22 protein-coding genes are annotated in these 20,890 nt (G+C 60.6%); 13 read left to right on the plus strand and 9 right to left on the minus strand.

Annotated elements, in window-relative coordinates:
• The first annotated feature begins 174 nt into the window (after window positions 1-174).
• From ccoG to HGP13_RS26860, 5 genes are all read left to right on the plus strand, one after another.
• Window positions 175-1,734, plus strand: a complete 1,560-nt coding sequence (gene ccoG / locus HGP13_RS26840; protein ID WP_172231003.1) for a cytochrome c oxidase accessory protein CcoG — start codon at window positions 175-177, stop codon at window positions 1,732-1,734.
• Window positions 1,731-2,228 (plus strand): FixH family protein, encoded by a 498-nt coding sequence (locus HGP13_RS26845; RefSeq protein ID WP_172231006.1) that lies wholly within the window; start codon window positions 1,731-1,733, stop codon window positions 2,226-2,228. The genes ccoG and HGP13_RS26845 overlap by 4 nt, the downstream gene beginning before the upstream one ends.
• Entirely contained in the window at window positions 2,225-4,510 is a 2,286-nt protein-coding gene (locus HGP13_RS26850; protein WP_172231009.1) for a cation-translocating P-type ATPase, read from the plus strand. The genes HGP13_RS26845 and HGP13_RS26850 overlap by 4 nt, the downstream gene beginning before the upstream one ends.
• On the plus strand, window positions 4,510-4,680 hold the full coding sequence (gene ccoS / locus HGP13_RS26855) for a cbb3-type cytochrome oxidase assembly protein CcoS (RefSeq protein ID WP_172231012.1): 171 nt from the start codon (window positions 4,510-4,512) through the stop codon (window positions 4,678-4,680). The genes HGP13_RS26850 and ccoS overlap by 1 nt, the downstream gene beginning before the upstream one ends.
• Window positions 4,681-4,746: 66 nt before the next feature.
• Complete coding sequence (locus HGP13_RS26860) at window positions 4,747-5,448, plus strand: CBS domain-containing protein (protein ID WP_172231015.1); 702 nt, start codon at window positions 4,747-4,749, stop codon at window positions 5,446-5,448.
• 201 nt (window positions 5,449-5,649) lie between these two features.
• Here HGP13_RS26860 and HGP13_RS26865 read toward each other — a convergent pair whose 3' ends face one another.
• Window positions 5,650-6,087: a pseudoazurin gene (locus tag HGP13_RS26865; RefSeq protein ID WP_172231018.1), complete on the minus strand. Its 438-nt coding sequence runs from the start codon at window positions 6,085-6,087 to the stop codon at window positions 5,650-5,652.
• 221 nt (window positions 6,088-6,308) lie between these two features.
• Between HGP13_RS26865 and HGP13_RS26870 the strand changes: the two genes are divergently transcribed.
• The 3 genes from HGP13_RS26870 (at window position 6,309) to HGP13_RS26880 (ending at window position 9,094) form a co-directional block, all read left to right on the plus strand.
• Complete coding sequence (locus tag HGP13_RS26870) at window positions 6,309-7,082, plus strand: FMN-binding protein (RefSeq protein WP_172231021.1); 774 nt, start codon at window positions 6,309-6,311, stop codon at window positions 7,080-7,082.
• A gap of 144 nt (window positions 7,083-7,226) precedes the next feature.
• Window positions 7,227-7,586 carry an FAD:protein FMN transferase gene (locus tag HGP13_RS26875; RefSeq protein WP_348647152.1) on the plus strand — a complete coding sequence of 120 codons (360 nt, stop codon included), beginning with the start codon at window positions 7,227-7,229 and terminating at the stop codon, window positions 7,584-7,586.
• Window positions 7,583-9,094: an RnfABCDGE type electron transport complex subunit D gene (locus HGP13_RS26880; protein WP_172231024.1), complete on the plus strand. Its 1,512-nt coding sequence runs from the start codon at window positions 7,583-7,585 to the stop codon at window positions 9,092-9,094. Before HGP13_RS26875 ends, HGP13_RS26880 begins: the two co-directional genes overlap by 4 nt.
• Window positions 9,095-9,101: 7 nt before the next feature.
• Here HGP13_RS26880 and HGP13_RS26885 read toward each other — a convergent pair whose 3' ends face one another.
• From HGP13_RS26885 to HGP13_RS26895, 3 genes are read right to left on the minus strand one after another with little or no spacing between them, the layout of a single operon-like run.
• Window positions 9,102-10,445 (minus strand): HAMP domain-containing sensor histidine kinase, encoded by a 1,344-nt coding sequence (locus tag HGP13_RS26885; protein WP_172231027.1) that lies wholly within the window; start codon window positions 10,443-10,445, stop codon window positions 9,102-9,104.
• Window positions 10,445-11,110 (minus strand): response regulator transcription factor, encoded by a 666-nt coding sequence (locus tag HGP13_RS26890; RefSeq protein WP_172231030.1) that lies wholly within the window; start codon window positions 11,108-11,110, stop codon window positions 10,445-10,447. The genes HGP13_RS26885 and HGP13_RS26890 overlap by 1 nt, the downstream gene beginning before the upstream one ends.
• The gene (locus HGP13_RS26895; protein WP_172231033.1) at window positions 11,110-11,436 is read right to left on the minus strand and encodes a PepSY domain-containing protein; all 327 of its coding nucleotides are present in this window, start codon (window positions 11,434-11,436) and stop codon (window positions 11,110-11,112) included. The genes HGP13_RS26890 and HGP13_RS26895 overlap by 1 nt, the downstream gene beginning before the upstream one ends.
• A 128-nt stretch (window positions 11,437-11,564) precedes the next feature.
• Here HGP13_RS26895 and HGP13_RS26900 point away from each other — a divergent pair, with 128 nt between their 5' ends.
• From HGP13_RS26900 to HGP13_RS26910, 3 genes are all read left to right on the plus strand, one after another.
• Window positions 11,565-11,798: a hypothetical protein gene (locus HGP13_RS26900; protein WP_172231036.1), complete on the plus strand. Its 234-nt coding sequence runs from the start codon at window positions 11,565-11,567 to the stop codon at window positions 11,796-11,798.
• 110 nt (window positions 11,799-11,908) lie between these two features.
• Window positions 11,909-12,376 (plus strand): DUF2231 domain-containing protein, encoded by a 468-nt coding sequence (locus tag HGP13_RS26905; protein WP_172231039.1) that lies wholly within the window; start codon window positions 11,909-11,911, stop codon window positions 12,374-12,376.
• A 130-nt stretch (window positions 12,377-12,506) separates the two neighbouring features.
• Complete coding sequence (locus HGP13_RS26910) at window positions 12,507-13,205, plus strand: CBS domain-containing protein (RefSeq protein ID WP_172231042.1); 699 nt, start codon at window positions 12,507-12,509, stop codon at window positions 13,203-13,205.
• A gap of 77 nt (window positions 13,206-13,282) precedes the next feature.
• On the opposite strand, the gene HGP13_RS26915 is transcribed toward HGP13_RS26910, so the two are convergent.
• The 5 genes from HGP13_RS26915 to HGP13_RS26935 form a co-directional block, all read right to left on the minus strand.
• Window positions 13,283-13,831, minus strand: coding sequence for a hypothetical protein (locus HGP13_RS26915; RefSeq protein WP_172231045.1), 549 nt, complete (start codon window positions 13,829-13,831; stop codon window positions 13,283-13,285).
• A gap of 107 nt (window positions 13,832-13,938) precedes the next feature.
• Window positions 13,939-14,208, minus strand: a complete 270-nt coding sequence (locus HGP13_RS26920; protein WP_172231048.1) for a DUF6455 family protein — start codon at window positions 14,206-14,208, stop codon at window positions 13,939-13,941.
• Window positions 14,209-14,303: 95 nt separating this feature from the next.
• Complete coding sequence (locus tag HGP13_RS26925; RefSeq protein ID WP_246707470.1) at window positions 14,304-14,708, minus strand: NUDIX domain-containing protein; 405 nt, start codon at window positions 14,706-14,708, stop codon at window positions 14,304-14,306.
• 83 nt (window positions 14,709-14,791) lie between these two features.
• The gene (gene mgtA / locus HGP13_RS26930; protein ID WP_246707134.1) at window positions 14,792-17,410 is read right to left on the minus strand and encodes a magnesium-translocating P-type ATPase; all 2,619 of its coding nucleotides are present in this window, start codon (window positions 17,408-17,410) and stop codon (window positions 14,792-14,794) included.
• Window positions 17,410-18,219 carry a universal stress protein gene (locus HGP13_RS26935; protein WP_172234860.1) on the minus strand — a complete coding sequence of 270 codons (810 nt, stop codon included), beginning with the start codon at window positions 18,217-18,219 and terminating at the stop codon, window positions 17,410-17,412. The genes mgtA and HGP13_RS26935 overlap by 1 nt, the downstream gene beginning before the upstream one ends.
• A gap of 185 nt (window positions 18,220-18,404) precedes the next feature.
• Between HGP13_RS26935 and HGP13_RS26940 the strand changes: the two genes are divergently transcribed.
• On the plus strand, window positions 18,405-19,961 hold the full coding sequence (locus HGP13_RS26940) for a PAS domain S-box protein (protein WP_172231054.1): 1,557 nt from the start codon (window positions 18,405-18,407) through the stop codon (window positions 19,959-19,961).
• The gene (gene fixJ, locus HGP13_RS26945; RefSeq protein WP_172231057.1) at window positions 19,948-20,562 is read left to right on the plus strand and encodes a response regulator FixJ; all 615 of its coding nucleotides are present in this window, start codon (window positions 19,948-19,950) and stop codon (window positions 20,560-20,562) included. Before HGP13_RS26940 ends, fixJ begins: the two co-directional genes overlap by 14 nt.
• Window positions 20,563-20,890: the final 328 nt, after the last annotated feature.

Genomic DNA, 20,890 nt, shown 5'->3' on the forward strand with positions numbered 1-20,890 from the left:
AGGCCCGGCATGCCGGGCCTCGATCTTTTTGCGGCATGCGGAGATTGACCTGCATCAACGCGGCGCAGCCCTGTCGGCGGCAAAGTCGGGATGACGCTGCGTTTCGCGCACTCGCCTGCGATCAATCAAGGCGGTTGCCCGGCGAAATCACAAGCTGTGCGACGGGAGACACTGGTGCTGGACCATACACAAGTAGAGCGGCTTGAAGCCGAGGCCGTCAACTCCGCCAGAGTGCGCCAGCCAATGTATGCCGCGCGCAAGAAGATCTTTCCAAAGCGCGCCTCGGGCAATTTTCGCCAGTTCAAATGGATCGTGATGGCGATCACGCTCGGCATTTACTATCTGACGCCATGGTTGAGGTGGGATCGAGGCCCATTTGCCCCCGATCAGGCGGTACTTCTCGATCTCGCCAACCGACGCTTCTATTTCTTCTTCATCGAGATCTGGCCGCAGGAATTCTACTATGTGGCTGGTCTTCTGGTCATGGCCGGCGTTGGACTCTTTCTGATTACGTCGACCGTCGGCCGCGCCTGGTGCGGGTATACCTGCCCGCAGACCGTATGGGTCGATCTGTTCCTGGTCGTCGAGCGCGCGATCGAGGGCGACCGCAACGCCCGTATGAAGCTCGATGCGGGTCCCTGGACCGCCCGCAAGCTCGTGCTGCGTGTATCAAAGCACACGATCTGGCTTGTCATAGGCGCGGCGACCGGTGGCGCCTGGATCTTCTATTTCGCCGATGCGCCGACGCTCGCCGGCGAACTGTTCACTGGCACCGCCGCGCCCGTCGCCTACATCACCGTCGCCGTGTTGACGGCGACGACCTATACGTTCGGCGGGCTGATGCGCGAGCAAGTCTGCACCTACATGTGCCCATGGCCGCGTATTCAGGCAGCCATGCTCGACGAGAACTCGCTCACCGTCACCTACAACGACTGGCGCGGCGAACCACGTTCGCGTCACGCCAAGAAGGTCGTGGCAGCAGGTCAGTCCGTCGGCGACTGCGTCGACTGCAATGCCTGCGTCGCTGTCTGTCCGATGGGGATCGACATTCGCGACGGCCAACAGCTCGAATGCATCACCTGCGCGCTTTGCATCGACGCCTGCGACGGCGTCATGAACAAACTCGGCCGGGAGCACGGGCTGATCTCCTACGCGACGCTCTCCGACTACAACGCCAACATGATGCTGGCGACCGCGGGTGGCGCCAGTTCGGTCAATCCGTCGCTGGTCAGGACGGCTGATGGCCCTTTCTCCGACAAGGTGGCCCATTTCCATATCCGCAAGATCTTTCGGCCCCGCACCTACCTCTACATGGCAATGTGGTCGCTGATCGGGCTGGGCTTGCTCTTTTCGCTGCTGACGCGCGACCGGCTCGAGGTCAACGTTCTGCATGACCGCAATCCCCAGTTCGTCAAATTGTCCGACGGTTCGATCCGCAATGGCTACACCGTCAAGCTGCTCAACATGATCCCCGAGCCGCGGACCATTGTTGTCACCATGCAAGGCTTGCAAGGGGGCGAAATGAGCGTGGTCGGCGAAGACATAAAGGCAGGCCGCTCCTTCGCCATCCCGGTCGAGCCCGATCGCCTGAAAATGCTCAAGGTCTTCGTACGGCAGCCGGCGGATCAGATCCAGGGCGCGGCGCGGACATTCAAGTTCCGGGTCGAGGACAGGGCGAGCTTCGAGTCGGACGAATACACCGCCACCTTCAACGCACCGGAGACTACCAGATGACCGCCAAGGCACAAAAGCCCCGCGAGTTTACCGGCAAGCACATGCTGGCGGTCATCCTTGCCTTTTTCGGTGTGGTCATCGCGGTCAATCTGACCATGGCGACACTCGCCAACACAAGCTGGACCGGCCTTGTCGTCGAGAACACCTACGTCGCGAGCCAGCAATTCAACAAAAAGGCCGAGGAAGGGCGCGCGCAGGCTGCCCTTGGCTGGACCGGGAAACTGACCATCGCATGGGGTGAGGTTCGCTATAGCCTCACCGATGCCGCAGGCAAGCCGGTTCCCCTGCATGGCGTCAAGGTGCTGTTTCGTCATCCGGCCTACGATAAAGAGGACAAGGCCGTCACGCTCGCCCTCGCTACAGGCCAGGAATTCGCCGCCCAGCACATGCCGAAGGACGGCGTCTGGATCGTCGAGGTGGACGCCGATGCCGGCCTCGCGAAGCCTTATCGCGAGGTCCGCAGGATCATGATTTCCCACGGAGCGCTGAAATGAGCTGTTGTGCACCGGGCGCCGAAATGGCGCTGGATCTGGAAAGCAGCATGTTGATCCTGCCATCAAGCCAGGAGATCAGATTGGCGAGCCGCTCGCTTGGAGCTGATCTGCGCCAAACCGATCTCTCGGTGCCTACGGTTCACTGCGCCGCCTGCATCCAGACGATCGAGACGGCGATGGGAAAACTCGACAATGTCGAAGGCGCGCGTGTCAACCTGTCGACGAAGCGGGTCGCGATCCGGTGGCGTGGGGCTCAGGTGCCACCCTTCGTCGCCGCGCTTGGCAGGCTGGGCTACGAGGCGCATTTGTTCGCCCCTGAGGTCGATGAGAAGGACAAGACACTTGCGGAACTGATCCGCGCCGTCGCTGTTGCCGGCTTCGCGGCCGCCAACATCATGTTGCTGTCGGTCTCGGTCTGGTCCGGAGCCGAAGGTGCGACCCGCGACCTGTTCCACTGGGTCTCGGCGCTGATCGCCATCCCAGCGCTGGCCTTCGCCGGCGGCATCTTCTTCCGCTCGGCCTGGAATGCATTGCGCCACGGTCGCATGAACATGGACGTGCCGATCGCGGTCGGGGTGTCGCTGGCCTACGCCATGAGCCTCTATGAAACGATCAATCATGGCGAACACGCCTATTTCGACGCGTCGGTGTCGCTGCTGTTTTTCCTGCTGATCGGCCGCACGCTGGACCACGTGATGCGCGAACGTGCCCGCACCGCCGTGAAAGGCCTGTCGCAGCTGGCCGCGCGTGGCGCCATGGTGCTGCGCGCAGACGGCGCACGGGACTATTTGCCGGTTGGCGAGATCGAGCCAGGGATGCAGTTGCTGATAGCAGCCGGTGAAAGAATCCCGGTTGACGGCAAGATCATTCAGGGAGCGTCGGACCTCGACTGTTCGCTGGTCTCTGGCGAGAGCACGCCGAAAAACGTGGCGTCAGGCGAAGCCGTGCAGGCTGGCGTGCTCAACCTTACCGGCCCGCTGACAATCGAGGCGACAGCCGCCGCAAAGGATTCGTTCCTGGCGGAAATGGTTCGGCTGATGGAAGCCGCCGAAGGCGGTCGTGCGCATTATCGCCGCGTAGCCGACCGCGTTTCGACACTCTACGCGCCCGTGGTTCATCTCACCGCCTTCGTGACGTTCCTCGGCTGGATGGCGGCGACCGGCGACTGGCACCGGGCGATGACGATCGCCATCGCCGTTCTCATCATCACGTGCCCGTGCGCGCTCGGTCTCGCCGTGCCGATCGTCCAGGTGGTCGCCGCGCGGCGCCTGTTCGAGAGCGGCATCATGGTCAAGGATGGTTCGGCAATGGAGCGCCTGGCGACGATCGATACAGCTGTGTTCGACAAGACCGGAACGCTCACGCTCGGCCAGCCCCGGCTGGTCAATTCGGGCTCAATCGATCCCGTCATGCTGGCAATCGCCGCAGACCTGGCCGCGCATTCGCGTCATCCATTTTCAAAGGCCATAGCCGGCTTCGCCATTCCTGGTTGGCAACACAAATTCGATGCCGTCACCGAGCACCCGGGATTTGGTATCGAAGCCACCGACGCCGGAAGCACATGGCGGCTGGGTCGACGTGGATGGGCTGGGTGGAAGGCTCGAACCGGTGGTGAAGGCAAACATGGCTACGGCGGAACGGTCCTGACGAAAAATGGGATGATTGTCGCGTCCTTCGTTTTCCAGGATGCATTGCGTGCCGACGCCTGCGCGACCATCGACCGATTGAAGCATGCAGGGATGTCGGTGGAAATGCTGTCGGGCGATACGGCGGCAGCCTGCGCCGAGGTTGCGCAAGGGCTGGGTGTTGATGACTTCGTTCCTTGCCTGCTGCCATCCGGCAAGGTCGAACGCATCGAGACCCTGGCGAAAAACGGACACAAGGTCCTGATGGTGGGCGACGGGCTCAACGACACGCCGGCGCTGCGCGCAGCGCATGTCTCGATCGCACCGGCCACGGCCGCCGACATTGGCCGCAACGCGGCGGACTTCGTCTTCCTGCGCGAAAGCCTTCTGGCCGTGCCTCTCGCACTGGACGTCTCGCGCAAGGCCGGGAGCCTGATCCGGCAGAACATCGCGATCGCAATCGTCTACAATGCTGTCGCCGTGCCGATCGCCATTCTCGGGCACGTCACGCCATTGATCGCGGCAATTGCCATGTCGGCGTCATCGCTGCTTGTCATCGGCAATGCAATGCGTTTGCGGAGTTCCGTGCCGGGTTCGCAGGTGAAAGAGGTTCGGCCCTCCAGACGATCCGACACCAACGAATTGGCGCGATCCTGATGACGACCCTCATCTACCTTATCCCTGTCGCCCTCTTCCTTGGCGCCCTAGGCCTGGGCGGGTTCCTATGGGCTTTGAGAAGCGGCCAGTACGAGGATCTCGATGGCGCGGCGGAGCGCATTCTCATCGACCGCGACGACGGCGCGGAGAATGCCACTCGTTCCAAGTGACTCAGATCAAAGCGCCGCGGGCAGGGATGTCCCATCGTCGTCCAATGAAAAATCAGGAGGGTGAGGATGCAAGCTGAAGCCATCATGACGAAGCCCGTCATCACGACGCATGCGAACGCGACGATCGCCGAAGCGGTCGAACTCATGCTTTCAAACAAAGTCAGCTGCCTTCCGGTAACGGACAGCGACGGTGCCCTGGTTGGCATTGTAAGCAAAAGCGACTTCTTGCGCCGGGAGGAACTTGGGACTCGGCGTGTGCGTCCGCGCTGGCTGGAGTTCGATCTTGGCCCGGGCACAACCGCCAACGACTATGTGCGTTCAAACGGACGGATCATCCATGAGGTGATGACCGCACACGTCATTTCGGCGCCCCCAGGCGCCTCTGTTGCACACATTGTCAACTTGATGATGCAACACCGCATCAACAATGTGCCTATTGTCGATCGGGAGAGGGTCGTCGGCATCATCACGCGAACTGATTTGCTGCCTGTCCTGATCCGCGCAATGCCGAAAGCGGGCACAACGCCGCCCGATGACGACCTGATCCGCAGGGCCATACTTGCCGAACTGCAGGGGCAATCGTGGAGCGGAGGTGACGTGATTGATGTGAGGGTCAGCGACGGCGTCGTCGAACTGACGGGGGAGATTGTCGACGAGCGTCAACGGAAAGCTGCGATCGTTGCGGCGGAGAACATTGCCGGCTTCGGACAAGTCAAGGACGGCCTCTTCTTCCGCATAGATCCGTTCTCGGTGATGAAGGTTTCGTAGCTGCCAAAGCCGGGCCTACTGGGTTTGCTCTCCTCCCTAGATCCCTTGGCCTTTGAGACCGTCGGCGACTTCCTCGGCATATAGCGCCTGGCGCGCCGTCCAGGCAGAATGCGCCCAATTGAAACGGGCCGGATGAACCGCTGTGCTCGGTTCATCCGACTCGTACCTACCCGATTTGGCTGGCGGGCTTTGTTGTGAACGTCAGTTGGCGGGAACTTGGGTGAACAGATCCGCGAACACCGTTTTTGCCTTGCCAGAATGCTTGACCTCCTTCGCAGTATCGAGATTGACGGGCTTGCCGACAACGATCAGAGCTACCATGCCCATGCCGTAGTGGGGCGCGCATTTGACGCCATAGACGCCTTCCTTGGTCAGGGTAATGGTGATCTCCTCGCTAGGCTTTCCCTTGAAGGGCTCCGCACCGTCCGGAATCATGCCTTTGATCGACTCGGCATCGTGGGACTTGTCGGTCGGTACGAACTTTACGGTGTCGCCGGGTGCAGCCTTGATGAAGGCCGGCTGGAAGACCATGGAGCCCTTTTCGCCCTTGTTGAGCATTTGCACCACGTGTTCTTCCGCGCTTGCGCCGCCGGCGAGAGCGAAGAGGTAAATTGTGGCAGCGAGGATGGAGCGTTTCATCGATTTGTCCTTTGTTTCGTCTTCGCGGCATTGGCCGTTCCAACGCTGTTTAGCCTGATGTGACCGGAAACGATTTGCGCTGGCGCAGACTTGGAATGAGCAATCGATGCGAAACTGGTTCGATTCGGGCTGACAGCCAATTGTCAGGTCGTGCGTGAGATATTGCGTTTGAGGCGGGCCAACCGGATTCGCCGCAGGAACCAACCTGGAATGCAATTCCGATGAAACAGATTGCACTGTCGCTTTTCGTGATCGCCGCCTCCGGCGCCTATGTCTGGGATCAGGCCGGCAAGGATCCGGCAAACGATATGCTCGGCGAAGCGCTGCCGGCCGACACAGCGGATGCGCCTTCCGTGCAGCCAAAAGAGCCCGCAGCCGCTCCGAGTTCGCCGGTGCTTCGCACCTCCCCGGCGCTCCTCTATCCTCGGTTGAGAACAAGGTTCCAGATTGACCGGGAAACGACGGCTGGCATAGCAGTGCCCGCCGAACGGCCAAAGGATCCAGTCAAGCAGACAGTGGTTCCGGTGGCACCACAACCGTCGCCAACGCCGTCGGCTCAGCCAGTGGCTTCGGCTGCCGCCGATCCTACGCCAACAGCACCTTCCTTCGCCATAACTCCCGCCGCCTACATACCAGTCCCCCAGCCGAGGCCGGCATACCCAGAGACGCCAGCGCGTGTCTTCCAGGTGGGCATGAAGCTCGCGGCACATGGCTATGCCGATGGTGTCTACACCGGCCCCACGGCCGATGCCTACTACGGCATCATCCAGATTCAGGCCCTCGTACAGGGCGGGCAGCTGACGGCGCTGAAGGTGCTCAAATACCCATCCGACCGCCGCACCTCCGTCAACATCAACAGGCAGGCGCTGCCCATGCTGCGTGACGAAGCGATCAGCGCCCAAAGCGCCAATGTCGACATTATTTCGGGCGCGACGCTGACCAGCAGGGCTTTCATCCAGTCGCTGCGCGGCGCGCTGAAGAAGGCATCGTCGTAGGTCCATGCGCGACACCCGAATTTTGATGGGCATGCCCATGACGGTCGACATCGGCGGCGCGTCGGCCGGTGGGTTATCGACACGGTCTTCGGCTATTTCGATCATATCGACCGGCGCTTCAGCACATACCGGGCCGACAGTGAGATCGCAGCCGTCAACCGCGGCGACGTACCGGTCGCCGACTGGAGTGGTGAGATGATGGAAGTGCAAGCTCTCGCCAGACAGACGAAAGACGAGACGGATGGATACTTCGACATTCGCAAGCCCGACGGGTCGCTAGATCCTTCCGGCATCGTCAAGGGCTGGGCCATTCGCAATGCGGCCGGGATCGTGCAACGGGCCGGCATCAGCGATTTCTTCATCGAGGCGGGCGGGGACCCGAAGCATTCTTGGCGCGGCGGCATTCTCTTCATCGAGCAGACGCCTGGCCTGGAGGGGTATCTCGTCGACGCCAATGGCCGCGCCACGCCGACAACCGGGTTCGGAGCCCTTTGCCTGCCATGATCAAGACAATCGACCGATTTCTCGATCACCTGACCATGTACAGGCTGGTCCTCTACTATCTGATGGCGCTGGTCGGCGCGGCGTTCGTGCTCGGCTTCGTCAAGCTGGTGCCACATGATCCGATTGCGCTTGCCTTCACAACGGCGCTTGCGCTGGCCGCCTGCTGGATCACCAACAAGGTCTTTGCGCATGTCTTCGCAGTCCCGGCCAACAACGAGTCCGTCTACATCACCGCACTCATCCTGGCGCTTATCCTCGATCCGGTTGCGGTCACGGACATCAAGGGGATCGCGGCGGTGGCATTCGCGTCTGTCTGGGCGATTTCATCCAAATTCATTCTCGCCATCGGCCGGAAGCACCTTTTCAATCCGGCTGCGCTGGGCGTGGCGCTATCCGCGCTGCTGCTCGACCAACCAGCCACCTGGTGGGTTGGTGGCAATCTGCCGTTGCTTCCGCTCGTGCTCGTCGGCGGTATGCTTATCGTCCGGAAACTGCGCCGGCTTGACCTTGTCTCGACCTTCGCTGTCGTGGCGCTGGCGACCATTCTGGCAACCACGGACCCATTGCAATACTGGACCGCGCTCGCAGAGACGCTGAGTTCATCGCCGCTGCTGTTCTTTGCCTTCGTGATGCTGACCGAGCCGCTGACCGCTCCGACGATGCGTTGGCCGCGTATCGCCTTTGCCGCCATTGTCGGCTTTCTGTTTGCTCCCAACATCCATATCGGCTCGTTCTATTTCACGCCGGAACTGGCGCTGCTTGCCGGCAACCTGTTTGCCTATGCGGCAGGCCCCAAGGGACGCTTCGTGCTGACTCTTGAACGCATTGAGCGATCGGCTGTTGACAGCTTTGACTTCGTCTTCCGGTCGCCGCGCAAGCTCGCCTTTGAGGCCGGCCAGTATCTCGAATGGACGCTTGGCCTCGATCGTGCCGACAACCGCGGCAACCGCCGCTATTTCACGGTTGCATCGGCGCCGACCGAGGAAACAGTCCGCCTCGGCGTCAAGTTCTATCCGCAATCAAGTGCCTTCAAGCGCGAGTTGATGACCATGAAGCCGGGTAGCACGATCCATGCCGCGCAACTGGCCGGCAACTTCACGCTGCCCGCCCGGCGTGAAACCAAGATCGCGTTCCTCGCCGGCGGCATCGGCATCACGCCGTTCCGCTCGATGCTGCAATATCTCCTCGACCGCAAGGAGCGGCGACCGATCGTCATCCTCTACGGAACCGAAGGCCAGCAGGACATCGCTTATCGCGAGGTGCTTGGCGCGGCCAGGCAGGAACTTGGCATCAAGACGATCCACGCTGTGGCGCGCGGTAGCGAGCGCGGGCAATATCCCGGATACATAGACGAGCGCCTGATACGTCTGGCGATACCCGACTACCTCGAGCGCACCTTCTACATTTCCGGCCCGCAGGCGATGGTCAAGGCGCTGCGCCAGAAGCTGCTGGCCATGGGCGTTCGCCGCTCGAAGATAAAGGTCGACTATTTCCCGGGTTTTGCCTGAAGCAGGCTCAACCGTGTCGCGGCAAGGAAATGGTCACGACCAGGCCCGGATCGGCGTTGGCCATGGCAAGGCGTCCGCCGTAAGCTTCGACGATGTCGGAAACGATGGCCAATCCAAGGCCGCTGCTGCCGCCCTTGCTGTCGAGTTGGACGCCGCGCGACAAGGCGGATTCGCGATCGGCATCTGGTATACCTGGGCCATCGTCGGCGACGGTAACGATCACCTCGGCAGTCGTGGCGGATGCGTCGACACGGACTGACGACTTTGCGTAGCGCGCAGCGTTTTCGATGAGATTGCCGAGGATTTCTGACAAGTCACCTTCGTCAATTGGCGCCGCCAGTTCTGCCGCGACGTCCATCTTGAACGAAAGCTGCTTGCCACTTGGCGTCCGTTTGACGACGGCAATGATACCTGCGGCAACGTCCGAGACCCGGCAGGACGCCTTGCCGGAGACGCCCGGCGCTAGGCGGGCGCGCGCGAGTTCTCGCTCGACATGGCGCCGGATCGCTCCGGCGCTCTTCTCGATCTCGTCGGCCAGATCCGTCTCGCCTTTCTTGCGCAAGGCACGGATGTCGGCCGACAGCACCTGCAGCGGTGTCTTCAGACCATGCGCCAGATCGGTGGCGCGGGATCGGGCTCGCCCAAGTGCCTTCTCCTGGGCTTCGAGAAGGCGATTGATTTCGTCCGCAAGTGGCTGCACCTCACTGGGTGCCGTAACGTCGAGCCGCGCTGTTCGTTGCGCAATCACGTTTCTGACCGAAACCCGCAAGGTCTCCAGCGGCGCAAGGCCGACGGTGATCTGGATGAAGAAGGCCGCCATCAGGGCAATGGCGAGCAAAATAAGGGCTGGCGCCAGGTCGCGAACATACCCATCGACAGATTCCTTCACCGTTTGATGGTCTTCCGCCACGACCGCGCGAAACGATCGGCCACTGGCGTCGATGATGGTGCGTTCGACAGCGATGGTGAGTTCCCCTTGCGGCCCCTTGAATTCCTTGATCTCCCTGAGCACGCCAGCAGTTGCGCGCTCAGGCAGGACAAGCGTCGCATCCCACAATGAACGCGACCGGACTAGGCTGCCCGAGCCGGTATCCAGAACCTGCCAGTAGTGACCGGAAAAGGGGATGGCGAAACGCGGGTCAGCCAAGCCCGCCTGGACCGAAAGACGGCCATCGACGGAGAAACTGGTCGCGCCGATAAGGTCGTTCAGATCGACGGTCAACTCACTGACAACGCGCCGCTCGACGTTCAACTCAAACAGATAGCGCAGTCCGACACCGGCAATGGCGAGAGCGACCAGGATCGAGATCGTTGCCGCCAACCAGAGCCTGAAGCGGATCGAGTTGCCCATCAGCGGGAATCGTCGGGCATCAAATACCCGAATCCCCGCCTCGTTTCGATGACGTCGCTCCCGAGCTTGCGACGCAGGCGCGCAACGATCACCTCGATCGTGTTCGGATCGCGGTCGTTGCCTGAATCGTACAAGTGCTCGGCAAGTTCGGTCGGCGCCACCACCCGGCCGGCGTGGTGCATCAGAAACGCCAGTAACCGGTATTCCAGCGGCGAAAGCGCAATGGGAATGCCGCGCAGCGAAATGCGCATCTGGCGCGTGTCCAAGACCAATGGCCCGGACCTCAATACGGGTGCCGCCTGCCCGGCCGAGCGACGCAGGATTGCCCGCAGCCGGGCGAGCAGTTCTTCCATTTCAAAAGGCTTGGGAAGATAGTCGTCAGCACCGGAATTGATGCCGTCCACGCGCTCGGTCCACATGCCTCTTGCGGTCAGGATGAGAACCGGAAACCGGCGCTCATTGGCCCGCCAACGCTTCAAGACCGTAAGACCATCGAGCTTGGGCAATCCGAGATCCAGAATCGCGGCGTCATAATTCTCGACATCGCCAGCGAACCAGGCAGCTTCACCATCCTTCACGATATCGACTGCCATTCCGGATGCCTTGAGGGCGGTCGCGATATCGGCGGCGATACGGGGCTCGTCCTCGGCCAGGAGGATCTTCATCAGTCGCCCCCTCCGTCGCGCATGATGACACCGGCGCCGGCGTCGACGTCGACAGTCGTACGCCGGCCATCGGCACCGACGACCTGGAACCGATAGACCCATCTGTTGGCCTGGCGGATGAGATCGACCGCAACAACATCGCCGGGTGCCTTGGCGCGGACAATGTCCAATATGTTGGCAAGGCCTTTGATTTCGCCGTGCTCGTAGAGATCCCGCGCCCGGTCATGGTCGCCGTCATCGTCCTCGTCGGCACGAGCAGAGAGGGGCATGGCCAGGACAAGTCCCGCGACACCCAGCACCGCCATACGCTTCCATTGGCTTTTCATAGGCAAGTCATGTCGCACGTTGAAGCTGTCAATCCGCTGTCATCCATCCTCAGCCCGCAGCAAGCGAAGGGTACATATCAAGGCATCATCGCGTCCAATCATGGCCGCGCTGAGAAGGATACGAGACCATGCGCAATTCCATGCTTGTCCTTGCAGCACTTGCAAGCCTTACGATCTTTGCCCTGCCGGCGGCCGCTGAATCGGACGAAGGATCATGTGGGGCGTCATCGTCGGTTGTCCCATCCGGTCCGATCGATCTGCAGGCCATCCCCATGCAGGACGCCTCCACCCGGAAAGCCATCAAGGGCGGCGAAGATGGGTGTGACGACCAGCAAGGCGATGAGGCCGACGAAAACGACTAGGTCGCTCGTTCGCGGTGCGTGGCCCGCTACAGCACATAGCGCTCGCTAATGTCGTGAACCAAGGCGCACTGCAATTATCCAAAGTCCCTTGCCAATTTCTGGAGAGTTTCGTGATCCCCATTCAACATATCCACCCCATGCTTGTTCATTTTCCTATTGTTCTGGTCTACCTGCTTGTAGCTATCGACCTTGTAGCGCTCGTTGGCGGCAGCGCCGTCACGAGTAGATCGGGAGCCGGTACGATCTCTACTTTTGTGGCCCTGGCTGCCGGAATGTTGGCTATGGGGACTTGGTTCTTCGGAGGTCTTGCACTGGATCATGCCGAAGCGACCGGATTCAGCAGCGACGTCGCGGAAATCCATGAAAGCCTGGGAGGTATCACTGCCTTTGCTTTTCTGATCTGGGGAATCGTGCGGCTTGCGCTTTGGACGCGGAACCGGCACACGCGGGGTGTAACGATCGCCATTCCTCTGATCGAGATTTGCGGTGCATTTCTGGTCACTGCGACGGCCTACTATGGTGGACTGCTTGTCTACGAACTTGGCGTGAACGTCGCCAGGACCGCGATCGCCGGTTGACCGGTTCGCGCCCGTCATTCACGGCCCAGCTTTGGACCATTTGCCTCCACCGATAAATGATTCAGATCAAGGCGCTTCGTGCATGTGAAATCTAAAGAAGCCGGACGTTGGAAAACTCCGGAGAGCGAACATGCAAGCCGAAGCCATCATGAGCAAGCCAGTCGTCGGCATAGACCCGTCAGCATCGATCGCCGAGGCTGCCGGGTTGATGCTTTCCAAAAAGGTCAGCGGCCTCCCCGTCATTCGCAACGACGGCAGGCTGGTGGGGATCGTCAGCGAGGGCGATTTCCTGCGACGCGGGGAACTGGGCACGGAGCGCAAGCGCTCGCGCTGGCTGGAATTTCTCGTCAGCCCGGGAAAGGCCGCCGACGAATATGTCCGCGCCAATGGCCGACGGGTTGAGGAGGTGATGTCGCAAGATGTCGTGACGGCATCCCCTGCAGCATCGCTGGCGAAAGTCGTCGAGCTCATGACGCGTCACCATGTCAAACGCATTCCGGTCGTCGAAGCTGGGAAAGTCGTCGGCATCATCACCCGCTCTGATCTTCTACGGGCATTGCTCGGCGTCCTTCCGGATGGAGCCGCTACGGTCATCGATGACGAACAGGTTCGGCAGAACATCATTGCCAAGCTTGCGACGCAGAAGTGGGCCGCCAACGATTTGATCAACGTAACTGTGGACAAGGGCGTGGTAACACTGAGCGGCGCCATATTCGACGAACGCGAGCGCCAGGCCGCGATAGTCGCCGCCGAAAACGTCTCCGGCGTCAATGCCGTCAAGGATAATCTCTTCTGCGCCGATCCCGTGTCAGTCGTCCTTGTTTCGTAGCGGAGTAGACCATTGATCCGCAGCAAGGCACCATTGCCTCTCTGCGTTGCTAGTCCTCGCCCAAGGTTTCGCCGCGCTTAGGGCGCGACCAGTGGTATCAATGGTCGAATGAGCAACAGGGCAAAGGCAACAAGCGCCGCGCCCGCAACTTTTTCTACCAGTGTTTTGCCACCGCTAAAGCGTCGACCCAGCAAAAGCCACACCGATCCAGTGGCAGCTGTCATCACCAGTAGCGCAACCCAGAAGATCCCCAGAGCGCGCGGCTCGATGTTCATCGGCACGATAGCCAGGCAATAGATGAAGGCCTTTGGATTGAGAGCACTGGTCACCGCAACAGAAATGGCGTCGCCGCTTTTGGAAGCGTTGATCCGGGCGCTTACCGTCAGACGCAGGCCAAGAACGACGAGCCATCCGGCTGCTACCAGCCTGAGAATATGAATGGCATCAGGCGACACGAAAGGACGCAGTGAAAACCAGCACGCGGATGCAATCCCATATCCGCATGCCTGAGCGGCCAAGAGCTTGACCGCTTTCTCTCGCTTGACCGACCCCGCCAGCAAAAGGGCGTTGGTTGGCCCTGGTGCGACAAACAGCAGGAATGCTTCCAGAAAAAATAGGGTGTCCAACTGCCTGGTCCCGTGGAATGCAAACCTATCAACTGCAAAAGCGGATTGCGTTGACTCTCATCAAAACACGGACAGCACGATATCGTCCAGGCTGAGTACTCGAATGACTAGCGTTGGCCGGCCGCCTGCTGCAGTCGAGCGATCAGGTCGCTGTTGCGGCAATATTCTGGCGGGTTATCGGCTTGCTGGTGTTCGTCGAGCCAGACCGAGCATTCATCCTGATGCCCGCAGGAACGGCAGCGGTCCACCGCCCGGCTGGTGACGGCGGCATGGTCGGCTACGACTTTCAATTGTCTGTCGACGCCCAGCTTCCGCATCATGCGGTCCATCAAGGCGGTTCTGGCATCAACTGAAATCAGGTAATCGAAAAAGGTCATGGGGATCACTCCTGCCTACTGGCCATCATTGGCATGTTGGCGGCGGGCGGCGTTGATCTCGATCAACAGGCGATCAGCTGACAACCTCTTGAGCGCTAAACCGAAGCGACGAGGCGGTCGAGAAAAGGCCGTTGGCCGACAACCAGCTTGTCTCTGGCCAGTGCTAAATCCAGCCATTCACCACGATCGACCTCGGCAAACGATTGTACCCGGCCGCTGCGTGGCGGCCATTCCATCTCAAACAGGTTGCTGCGCAACGTCGCGGTATCGAAGTCGCCTTCGAACGCGAATGCCGTGATGAGTTTGCCTCCTCGCTGGCGCAATTGACCCAAAGTGAGCAGGGCCCCCTTGGGCTCCCAGCCTGTCTCTTCCCTGAATTCGCGCCGTGCCGCTGCTTCGGGCAGCTCGCTTTCGTCATACTCGCCTTTGGCAATCGACCAGGCACCAAGATCGCGTCTTTGCCAGAACGGGCCGCCAGGATGGACAAGCAGCACCTGCAGCCCCTTGTTCGATCATCGATAGGGCAGAATGCCTGCGCTTCTTTTCACCATCGCTTCAAGCCCCCACGGCCCTGTGATCTCGGTTAGGCTTCATGAGGCTTGGACCCGCTCTGGACCAACTGCCCCGCCTTCTTCCGGAGCGACTGACGCTTCTCTTGTCCGAAAAACCAGCGCTTGGTCGCCTCTGAGGCGAGTAGATAGAGCGCGGTAATTGCGACTAGCCCGGCAAGCACGGGCAGAGGCAAGGGCACGAAGCCGAACCAGGCTGCAAACGGCAGATAGGGGATCATGATCGCGACAACCCCGACAGCCAATGTAAGCCAGGCGAGCAACGGGCTTGGACGGCTCGCCCAGAAAGCCCTGTGCGTGCGCACAATGAGCACGATGGCAAGCTCCGTCAGCAATGACTCGACGAACCACGCGGTCTGGAATGCAGCCTCCGTGGCGTGCGCGAAGAACAGAAGGAATGCGAAGGTCGCGACGTCGAACAGCGAACTGACCAAGCCAAAGCTGATCATGAACCGCCGCACAAAACGGATATCCCAGTGGCGAGGCCGGCGCAGTTGGTCGGGATCGACGTTGTCGCTTGCAATGGCGAGTGAAGGAACGTCGGAAAGGAAATTGTTGAGCAGGATCTGCTTGGCCAGAAGCGGCAGGAAAGGCAGGAACAGCGAGGCAACAGCCATGCTGATCATGTTGCCGAAATTGGCGCTGGTGGTGATGGAAATGTACTTCATCGTGTTCGCGAAGGTCTTGCGGCCATCGTCGACGCCGCGCACCAGCACGCCGAGATCCTGCTTGAGTAGGATGATATCGGCCGCTTCGCGCGCGACATCGACAGCGCTGTCGACAGAGATGCCTATGTCGGCCTCATGGAGCGCGGGCGCATCATTGATGCCGTCGCCAAGGTAACCAACGACATGGCCCCTGCTCCGCAAGGCCTGAACGATGCGCTCCTTCTGGTTGGGGTCGATCTCGACGAAGAGGTCGGTGTGCTGCACGCCTGCGAAGAGCGCGCTCTTGGTCAACTTCGACAGATCCTCGCCGGTCATGATCCTGTCGGCGCGCAAGCCGATCGCCTGGGCGAGATGCGCGGCAACGTAACGGTTGTCGCCAGAAATGACCTTTACCGCGATGCCGCGCTGGGCGAGCTCGGCAAGCGTCTCCTTGACGCCTTTCTTTGGCGGGTCGAGGAAAAGCAGGAAGCCCGCGAAGGCGAGATCGATCTCGTCTTTCCTGCTGAACGTTTTCGCGCTCTCAAACCGGCGGATTGCCAGGCCCAGAACACGGTAGCCGTCCGCGCTCCAGCGTCGGAATTTTTCATCGATTGCCGCACGATGCATTTCATTGAGAGGTTCCAGCCCCTTGGCCGTTCGGACGAGGCTGCAGGTTTCGAGGACATTTTGTACGGCACCTTTGGTAATCAGAAGGTCCTGGGCGTCCTTGGTCCGCACCACAACGGAAAGCCGCTTGCGAATGAAATCATAGGGGATTTCGTCGACCTTCGTGAAGCCCGCCAATGATGCGCCCTCGCCCGGCGCGCCGGCGATTGCTTCGTCCAGCGGGTTCTTCAGTCCGGTCTGCATGGTTGCGTTGAGACGTGCCCAGAGCAGAATGTCGGTTGACGGATTGCCATCGACGTCGACCCATCCGTCGAGGTGGATCACACCCTCCGTCAGCGTGCCTGTCTTGTCGGTGCACAGCAAATCCATGCTGCCGAGATTCTCGATGGCATCGAGACGGCGCACGATGACGCCATTGGCCGCCATGGCGCGAGCCCCTCGAGCCAGCGTCACACTGATGATGGCCGGAAGGAGTTCCGGCGTTAAGCCAACCGCCAATGCCAGCGAAAACAGCAGCGATTCAATCAGCGGCCGATGCAGCATCAGATTGGCGAAGAACACCAGGATGACGATCGCCAGCATGATCTCGGTCATCAGATAGCCGAACAGCCTGATGCCCCGGGCAAACCCTGTTTCGGGGATTTGTCGCTCCAGGGCCGCAGCGATCGACGCGAATTCCGTGCGAGTGCCGGTTGCCGCCGCAAGCACGGTTGCGGTGCCGCTACGGACGGATGTTCCCGTAAAGACCGCGTTGGTGCGCAGTGTGAGCGCGGCATCCGGCGCCGATCGTCCCGGTGTCTTCACGGCGGGAAAGGTTTCGCCGGTCAGCACGGCCTCGCTGACATTGAAATCGCGCGCATCCAGAATGATACCGTCGGCAGGGATGAGGTTTCCGGCCGAAAGCCGGATCACGTCGCCCGGCACGATCTCTTCGGCGGCGACCGAGCACTCAGCGCCGTCGCGCAACACAATAGCCTTGCGCGAAATACGCTGTTTCAGTGCTTCGGTCGCCCGCGACGCACCGTACTCCTGGGTGAAGCTCAGGACACAGCTCGCCAGCACGATCGCGCCGATGATCGCAGCCTCCTGGCCCTCCCCGACGAAGGCCGACACGCTGGCCGCGAAAATGAGGATCAGGACCAGCGGGCTGCGGAACTGGCGGGCAAACACCGCCAAGGCCGACGCGCTTGACGTCGACGCGAGTGTGTTTCGGCCGAATTTTGCGAGCCTCGATGCCGCTTCGGACGAAGCCAGCCCCGAGACCGAGGTCTCAAGACGCAGCATGAGGTCATTGGTCTCGATCGACCAATAGGCACCATCTTCTGGCGAGACGGATTGCTGGCCGGCTTCGCCTATCATCAGTACGACATGAAGCGGTTGATGCCACTCTCTTCGATCAGCGTGCGGGTAACGCCGCCGAACGCCCATTCCCGCAAGCGGCTATGGCCATAAGCGCCCGAGACGATGAGGTCGGCATGGATCGAGCGTGCGAATGTCAGCAACCGGTCGCCATCAGCCTCGCCGGCGATCAGCTCGGTTTGCGCCTTGATGCCATGGTGTTCGAGAAAAACCGCGACATCGGCGAGGCTGTCACGAATGCTTTCGTCGCGGTCGGTGTCAATCGTGACGATCACGACTTCGCTGGCTTTGGCCAGGAAAGGCAATGCATCAGCAATCGCACGCCGTGCCTCCCTGCTGTCCTTCCACGCCACGAGAACGGTTTTTGCAAGGACGTGCTCGACGTTGGTTGCGGCGACCAGAACCGGACGCCCGGCACCCAGTGTCAGACTGCCGACATCCACAGCGCGAAACACATTGTCTCCTGCCTGGCCGGTAATGATAAGATCTGCCGCTCTGGCCGAAACGCTGAGGAACCGGGTCGGGCTGCAAACAGCTTGGCCCCATTCGCTAAAGATCGACGCAGGAACCAGCCTCTCGAACTCGGCACGCAGTTCGGCAAGCCGCTTTTCGATTTCAGTCCGCTGGATCTGCATGATCTCGCCTTCGTAGACCATGCCTTCGCCGGTCGCGACCAAGGGGGGAACATCCGCAGCCGCCAAGCCGATAAGACGGGCTCCGAACCGCTCCGCGAGCTCGACCCCCGCCTTTACAATGGGTGCAGGAGGCGCATCAATGGCGAGGTTGACGATGATTGACTTGTAAGACATTGCGGACGCCTTTCGCTGAACGATGGAATGCGTGATGAATTGCATTCGCCCGCGTCCAATGCCTTGATGCGCGTCAAAGACCGCCAACCGCATCTGCACACGAAATCGTCGCTCGATCCGTTTTGCGTGTGCGGCGAGAAGTGATAGTTACCCCGGTGGCACCGTCTCGAACCCAGGAACTTCAGGTGATCAAAGACGAAGCGCTCAGTTTGTCGCCCGGCGGGACGACACTGAAATCACTGTTGTCGCAAATGTTCGATCAGGCTCCGGGCTTTATAGCGCTCCTGCGCGAGCCAGGTCACGTTTTCGAACTGACCAATGCCGCCTACCGGCGATTGATCGGCCACAGGCAAGTGATTGGAAAGTCAGTACGGGACGCCTTTCCCGAGCTCGAAGGGAATGAGTTTTTCGAACATCTGGACCACGTGTACACGACTGGCGAGCCTTACATCGGCCACGGGGTGAAGGTTGGCCTTCGCAACACAACCGACGGGCCGGTCGAGGAGCGCATCCTTGATTTCGTCTATCAGCCGGTCAAGGCCGACGATGGCCGTATCACCGCGATCTTCATTGAAGGCACGGATGTCAGCGACCTGTCCTTTGCAAACGCAGCACTTCGGCTGCGTGAGGACCATTTGCGGTCGATCCTGGCGACAGTGCCGGACGCTATGGTCGTCATCGACGAACAGGGTGGGATTCAATCCTTCAGCACCGCTGCCGAAACGCTGTTCGGCTACCAGTCAGGCGAAGTCATTGGTCAGAACGTGAAAATGCTGATGCCCTCGCCCTACCGCGACGAGCATGATGCCTATCTGCTTCGCTACCTGACGACGGGAGAGCGCCGGATCATCGGGCTCGGCCGCACCGTTACCGGCGCGCGCAAGGATGGATCGACTTTTCCGATGGAGCTGTCCGTCGGTGAGATGCATCCGGGTACCGGACGCTTCTTTACCGGTTTCTGCCGCGACCTCACCGAACGCCACCGTGCGGAAGCAAGAATCCAAGAGCAGCAGCAGGAGCTGCTGCACATGGCGCGGTTCACCGCGCTTGGCGAAATGGCATCTACATTGGCACATGAGATCAACCAGCCGCTCACCGCCATTACAAATTATCTGAAAGGAAGTCGTCGGCTTCTCGAAAAGAGCCAGGAAGAGAACGCGCCTCTGCTGCGTGATGCCGTGGAAAAGGCAGCTGAGCAGGCCCTGCGGGCAGGAGACGTCATCCGTCATCTCAGGGATTTTGTTGCAAGGGGCGAAAGCGAGCGCCAGGTCGAACGACTGCCGGGGCTGATCGAGGAAGCGTCATCCTTAGCCCTGGTGGGAGCGAGGGAGATAAATGTCCTCGTCAGCTACAAGCTCGACCCTGCCGCCGAACTGGTCTTGACCGACCGCATCCAGATTCAGCAGGTTCTGCTCAACTTGATGCGCAACGCGGTGGAGGCCATGCAGGATGCACCGCGCCGCGAATTGAATGTCATGACTATTGCACGGGATGATGGGATGGCCGAGGTGAGCGTGATCGATACCGGCCCAGGCCTCGCGCCAGAGGTCTCGGCACAACTTTTCCAACCGTTTGTAACCACCAAGAAGCAAGGCATGGGTGTCGGCCTCTCCATTTGCCGCACCATCGTTGAATCGCATGGCGGTCACATATGGGCCGAGGCAATGCCTACCGGCGGAACCGCGTTCCGCTTCACATTGCGCATTGTGGAGAAGGACGAGGTCACAAATGGCCGGCAGTGATCTGGTGCACGTGGTTGACGACGACATGCATGTGCGCAAGTCGCTCGGTTTTCTTCTGGCGACCGCAGATTTTGCAGTACGCCTGCACGAATCGGCCACGGCCTTTCTCTCGACGGCAAAGGGCGACCTTGACGGCTGCATTGTCACCGACGTGCGCATGCCGGGCATAGACGGCATCGAGTTCCTGCGCCAGCTCAGAGCCAGCGGCCATACAATTCCGGTTATCGTCATGACGGGTCATGCCGATGTGGCGCTCGCCGTTCAGGCGATGAAGGAAGGCGCTGCCGATTTCATCGAAAAGCCATTCGACGACGAAATGCTGATCGAAGCGATCCGCTCCGCGCTTGCAAACCGGAACCAGGCAAACGCGGCGCATCCGCAGTCTGCGGATATCCGCGCGCGTCTGTCGACCTTGTCGGACCGAGAGCGGCAGGTACTGGACGGACTTGTCTCGGGTCTGCCGAACAAGACGATTGCCTACGATCTGGGGATCAGCCCGCGCACCGTCGAAATCCACCGGGCCAATGTCATGAGCAAAATGGGCGCGAGCAGCCTGTCCCATCTGGTGCGCATGGCATTGATCGTGGAGTCCAGACCTTAGGGAGAACCTTCGAGAGGGTTGCCAGTTCTGGCCTGAACCTTCTCCTCTTCCCACTCGCGCCAGTGGGTGGGACGGATGTCGACACGGGCGCCGGTGGTGGCATTTTTCCAACCTTCGCGGCTCTTTATGCAGGGAAATACCAGCGCATGCGCACCCTCCTCGTCGAAGACGGCGAGTTCGAGCCCGCGACCATACGGTGCGCTTAGGATAGGGTTCCACATCACATCAAAATCTTCGCAAACGGTGCGTTACGCATTGATCTGCATCATTTTCTGGAATCGCCGAACAGGCACGTACGTCGACCTGATCCGGCTAATATTGCCCCTAT

The sequence above is a fragment of the Mesorhizobium sp. NZP2077 genome (genome assembly GCF_013170805.1).
Lineage (GTDB): Bacteria > Pseudomonadota > Alphaproteobacteria > Rhizobiales > Rhizobiaceae > Mesorhizobium.

Coding starts and splice junctions, on each gene's coding strand:
- HGP13_RS26845 (WP_172231006.1), top strand. CDS start 1,731: ATGACCGCCAAGGCACAAAAGCCCCGCGAGTTTACCGGCAAGCACATG.
- HGP13_RS26850 (WP_172231009.1), top strand. CDS start 2,225: ATGAGCTGTTGTGCACCGGGCGCCGAAATGGCGCTGGATCTGGAAAGC.
- ccoS (WP_172231012.1), top strand. CDS start 4,510: ATGACGACCCTCATCTACCTTATCCCTGTCGCCCTCTTCCTTGGCGCC.
- HGP13_RS26860 (WP_172231015.1), top strand. CDS start 4,747: ATGCAAGCTGAAGCCATCATGACGAAGCCCGTCATCACGACGCATGCG.
- HGP13_RS26865 (WP_172231018.1), bottom strand. CDS start 6,087: ATGAAACGCTCCATCCTCGCTGCCACAATTTACCTCTTCGCTCTCGCC.
- HGP13_RS26870 (WP_172231021.1), top strand. CDS start 6,309: ATGAAACAGATTGCACTGTCGCTTTTCGTGATCGCCGCCTCCGGCGCC.
- HGP13_RS26880 (WP_172231024.1), top strand. CDS start 7,583: ATGATCAAGACAATCGACCGATTTCTCGATCACCTGACCATGTACAGG.
- HGP13_RS26885 (WP_172231027.1), bottom strand. CDS start 10,445: ATGGGCAACTCGATCCGCTTCAGGCTCTGGTTGGCGGCAACGATCTCG.
- HGP13_RS26890 (WP_172231030.1), bottom strand. CDS start 11,110: ATGAAGATCCTCCTGGCCGAGGACGAGCCCCGTATCGCCGCCGATATC.
- HGP13_RS26895 (WP_172231033.1), bottom strand. CDS start 11,436: ATGAAAAGCCAATGGAAGCGTATGGCGGTGCTGGGTGTCGCGGGACTT.
- HGP13_RS26900 (WP_172231036.1), top strand. CDS start 11,565: ATGCGCAATTCCATGCTTGTCCTTGCAGCACTTGCAAGCCTTACGATC.
- HGP13_RS26910 (WP_172231042.1), top strand. CDS start 12,507: ATGCAAGCCGAAGCCATCATGAGCAAGCCAGTCGTCGGCATAGACCCG.
- HGP13_RS26920 (WP_172231048.1), bottom strand. CDS start 14,208: ATGACCTTTTTCGATTACCTGATTTCAGTTGATGCCAGAACCGCCTTG.
- mgtA (WP_246707134.1), bottom strand. CDS start 17,410: ATGATAGGCGAAGCCGGCCAGCAATCCGTCTCGCCAGAAGATGGTGCC.
- HGP13_RS26935 (WP_172234860.1), bottom strand. CDS start 18,219: ATGTCTTACAAGTCAATCATCGTCAACCTCGCCATTGATGCGCCTCCT.
- fixJ (WP_172231057.1), top strand. CDS start 19,948: ATGGCCGGCAGTGATCTGGTGCACGTGGTTGACGACGACATGCATGTG.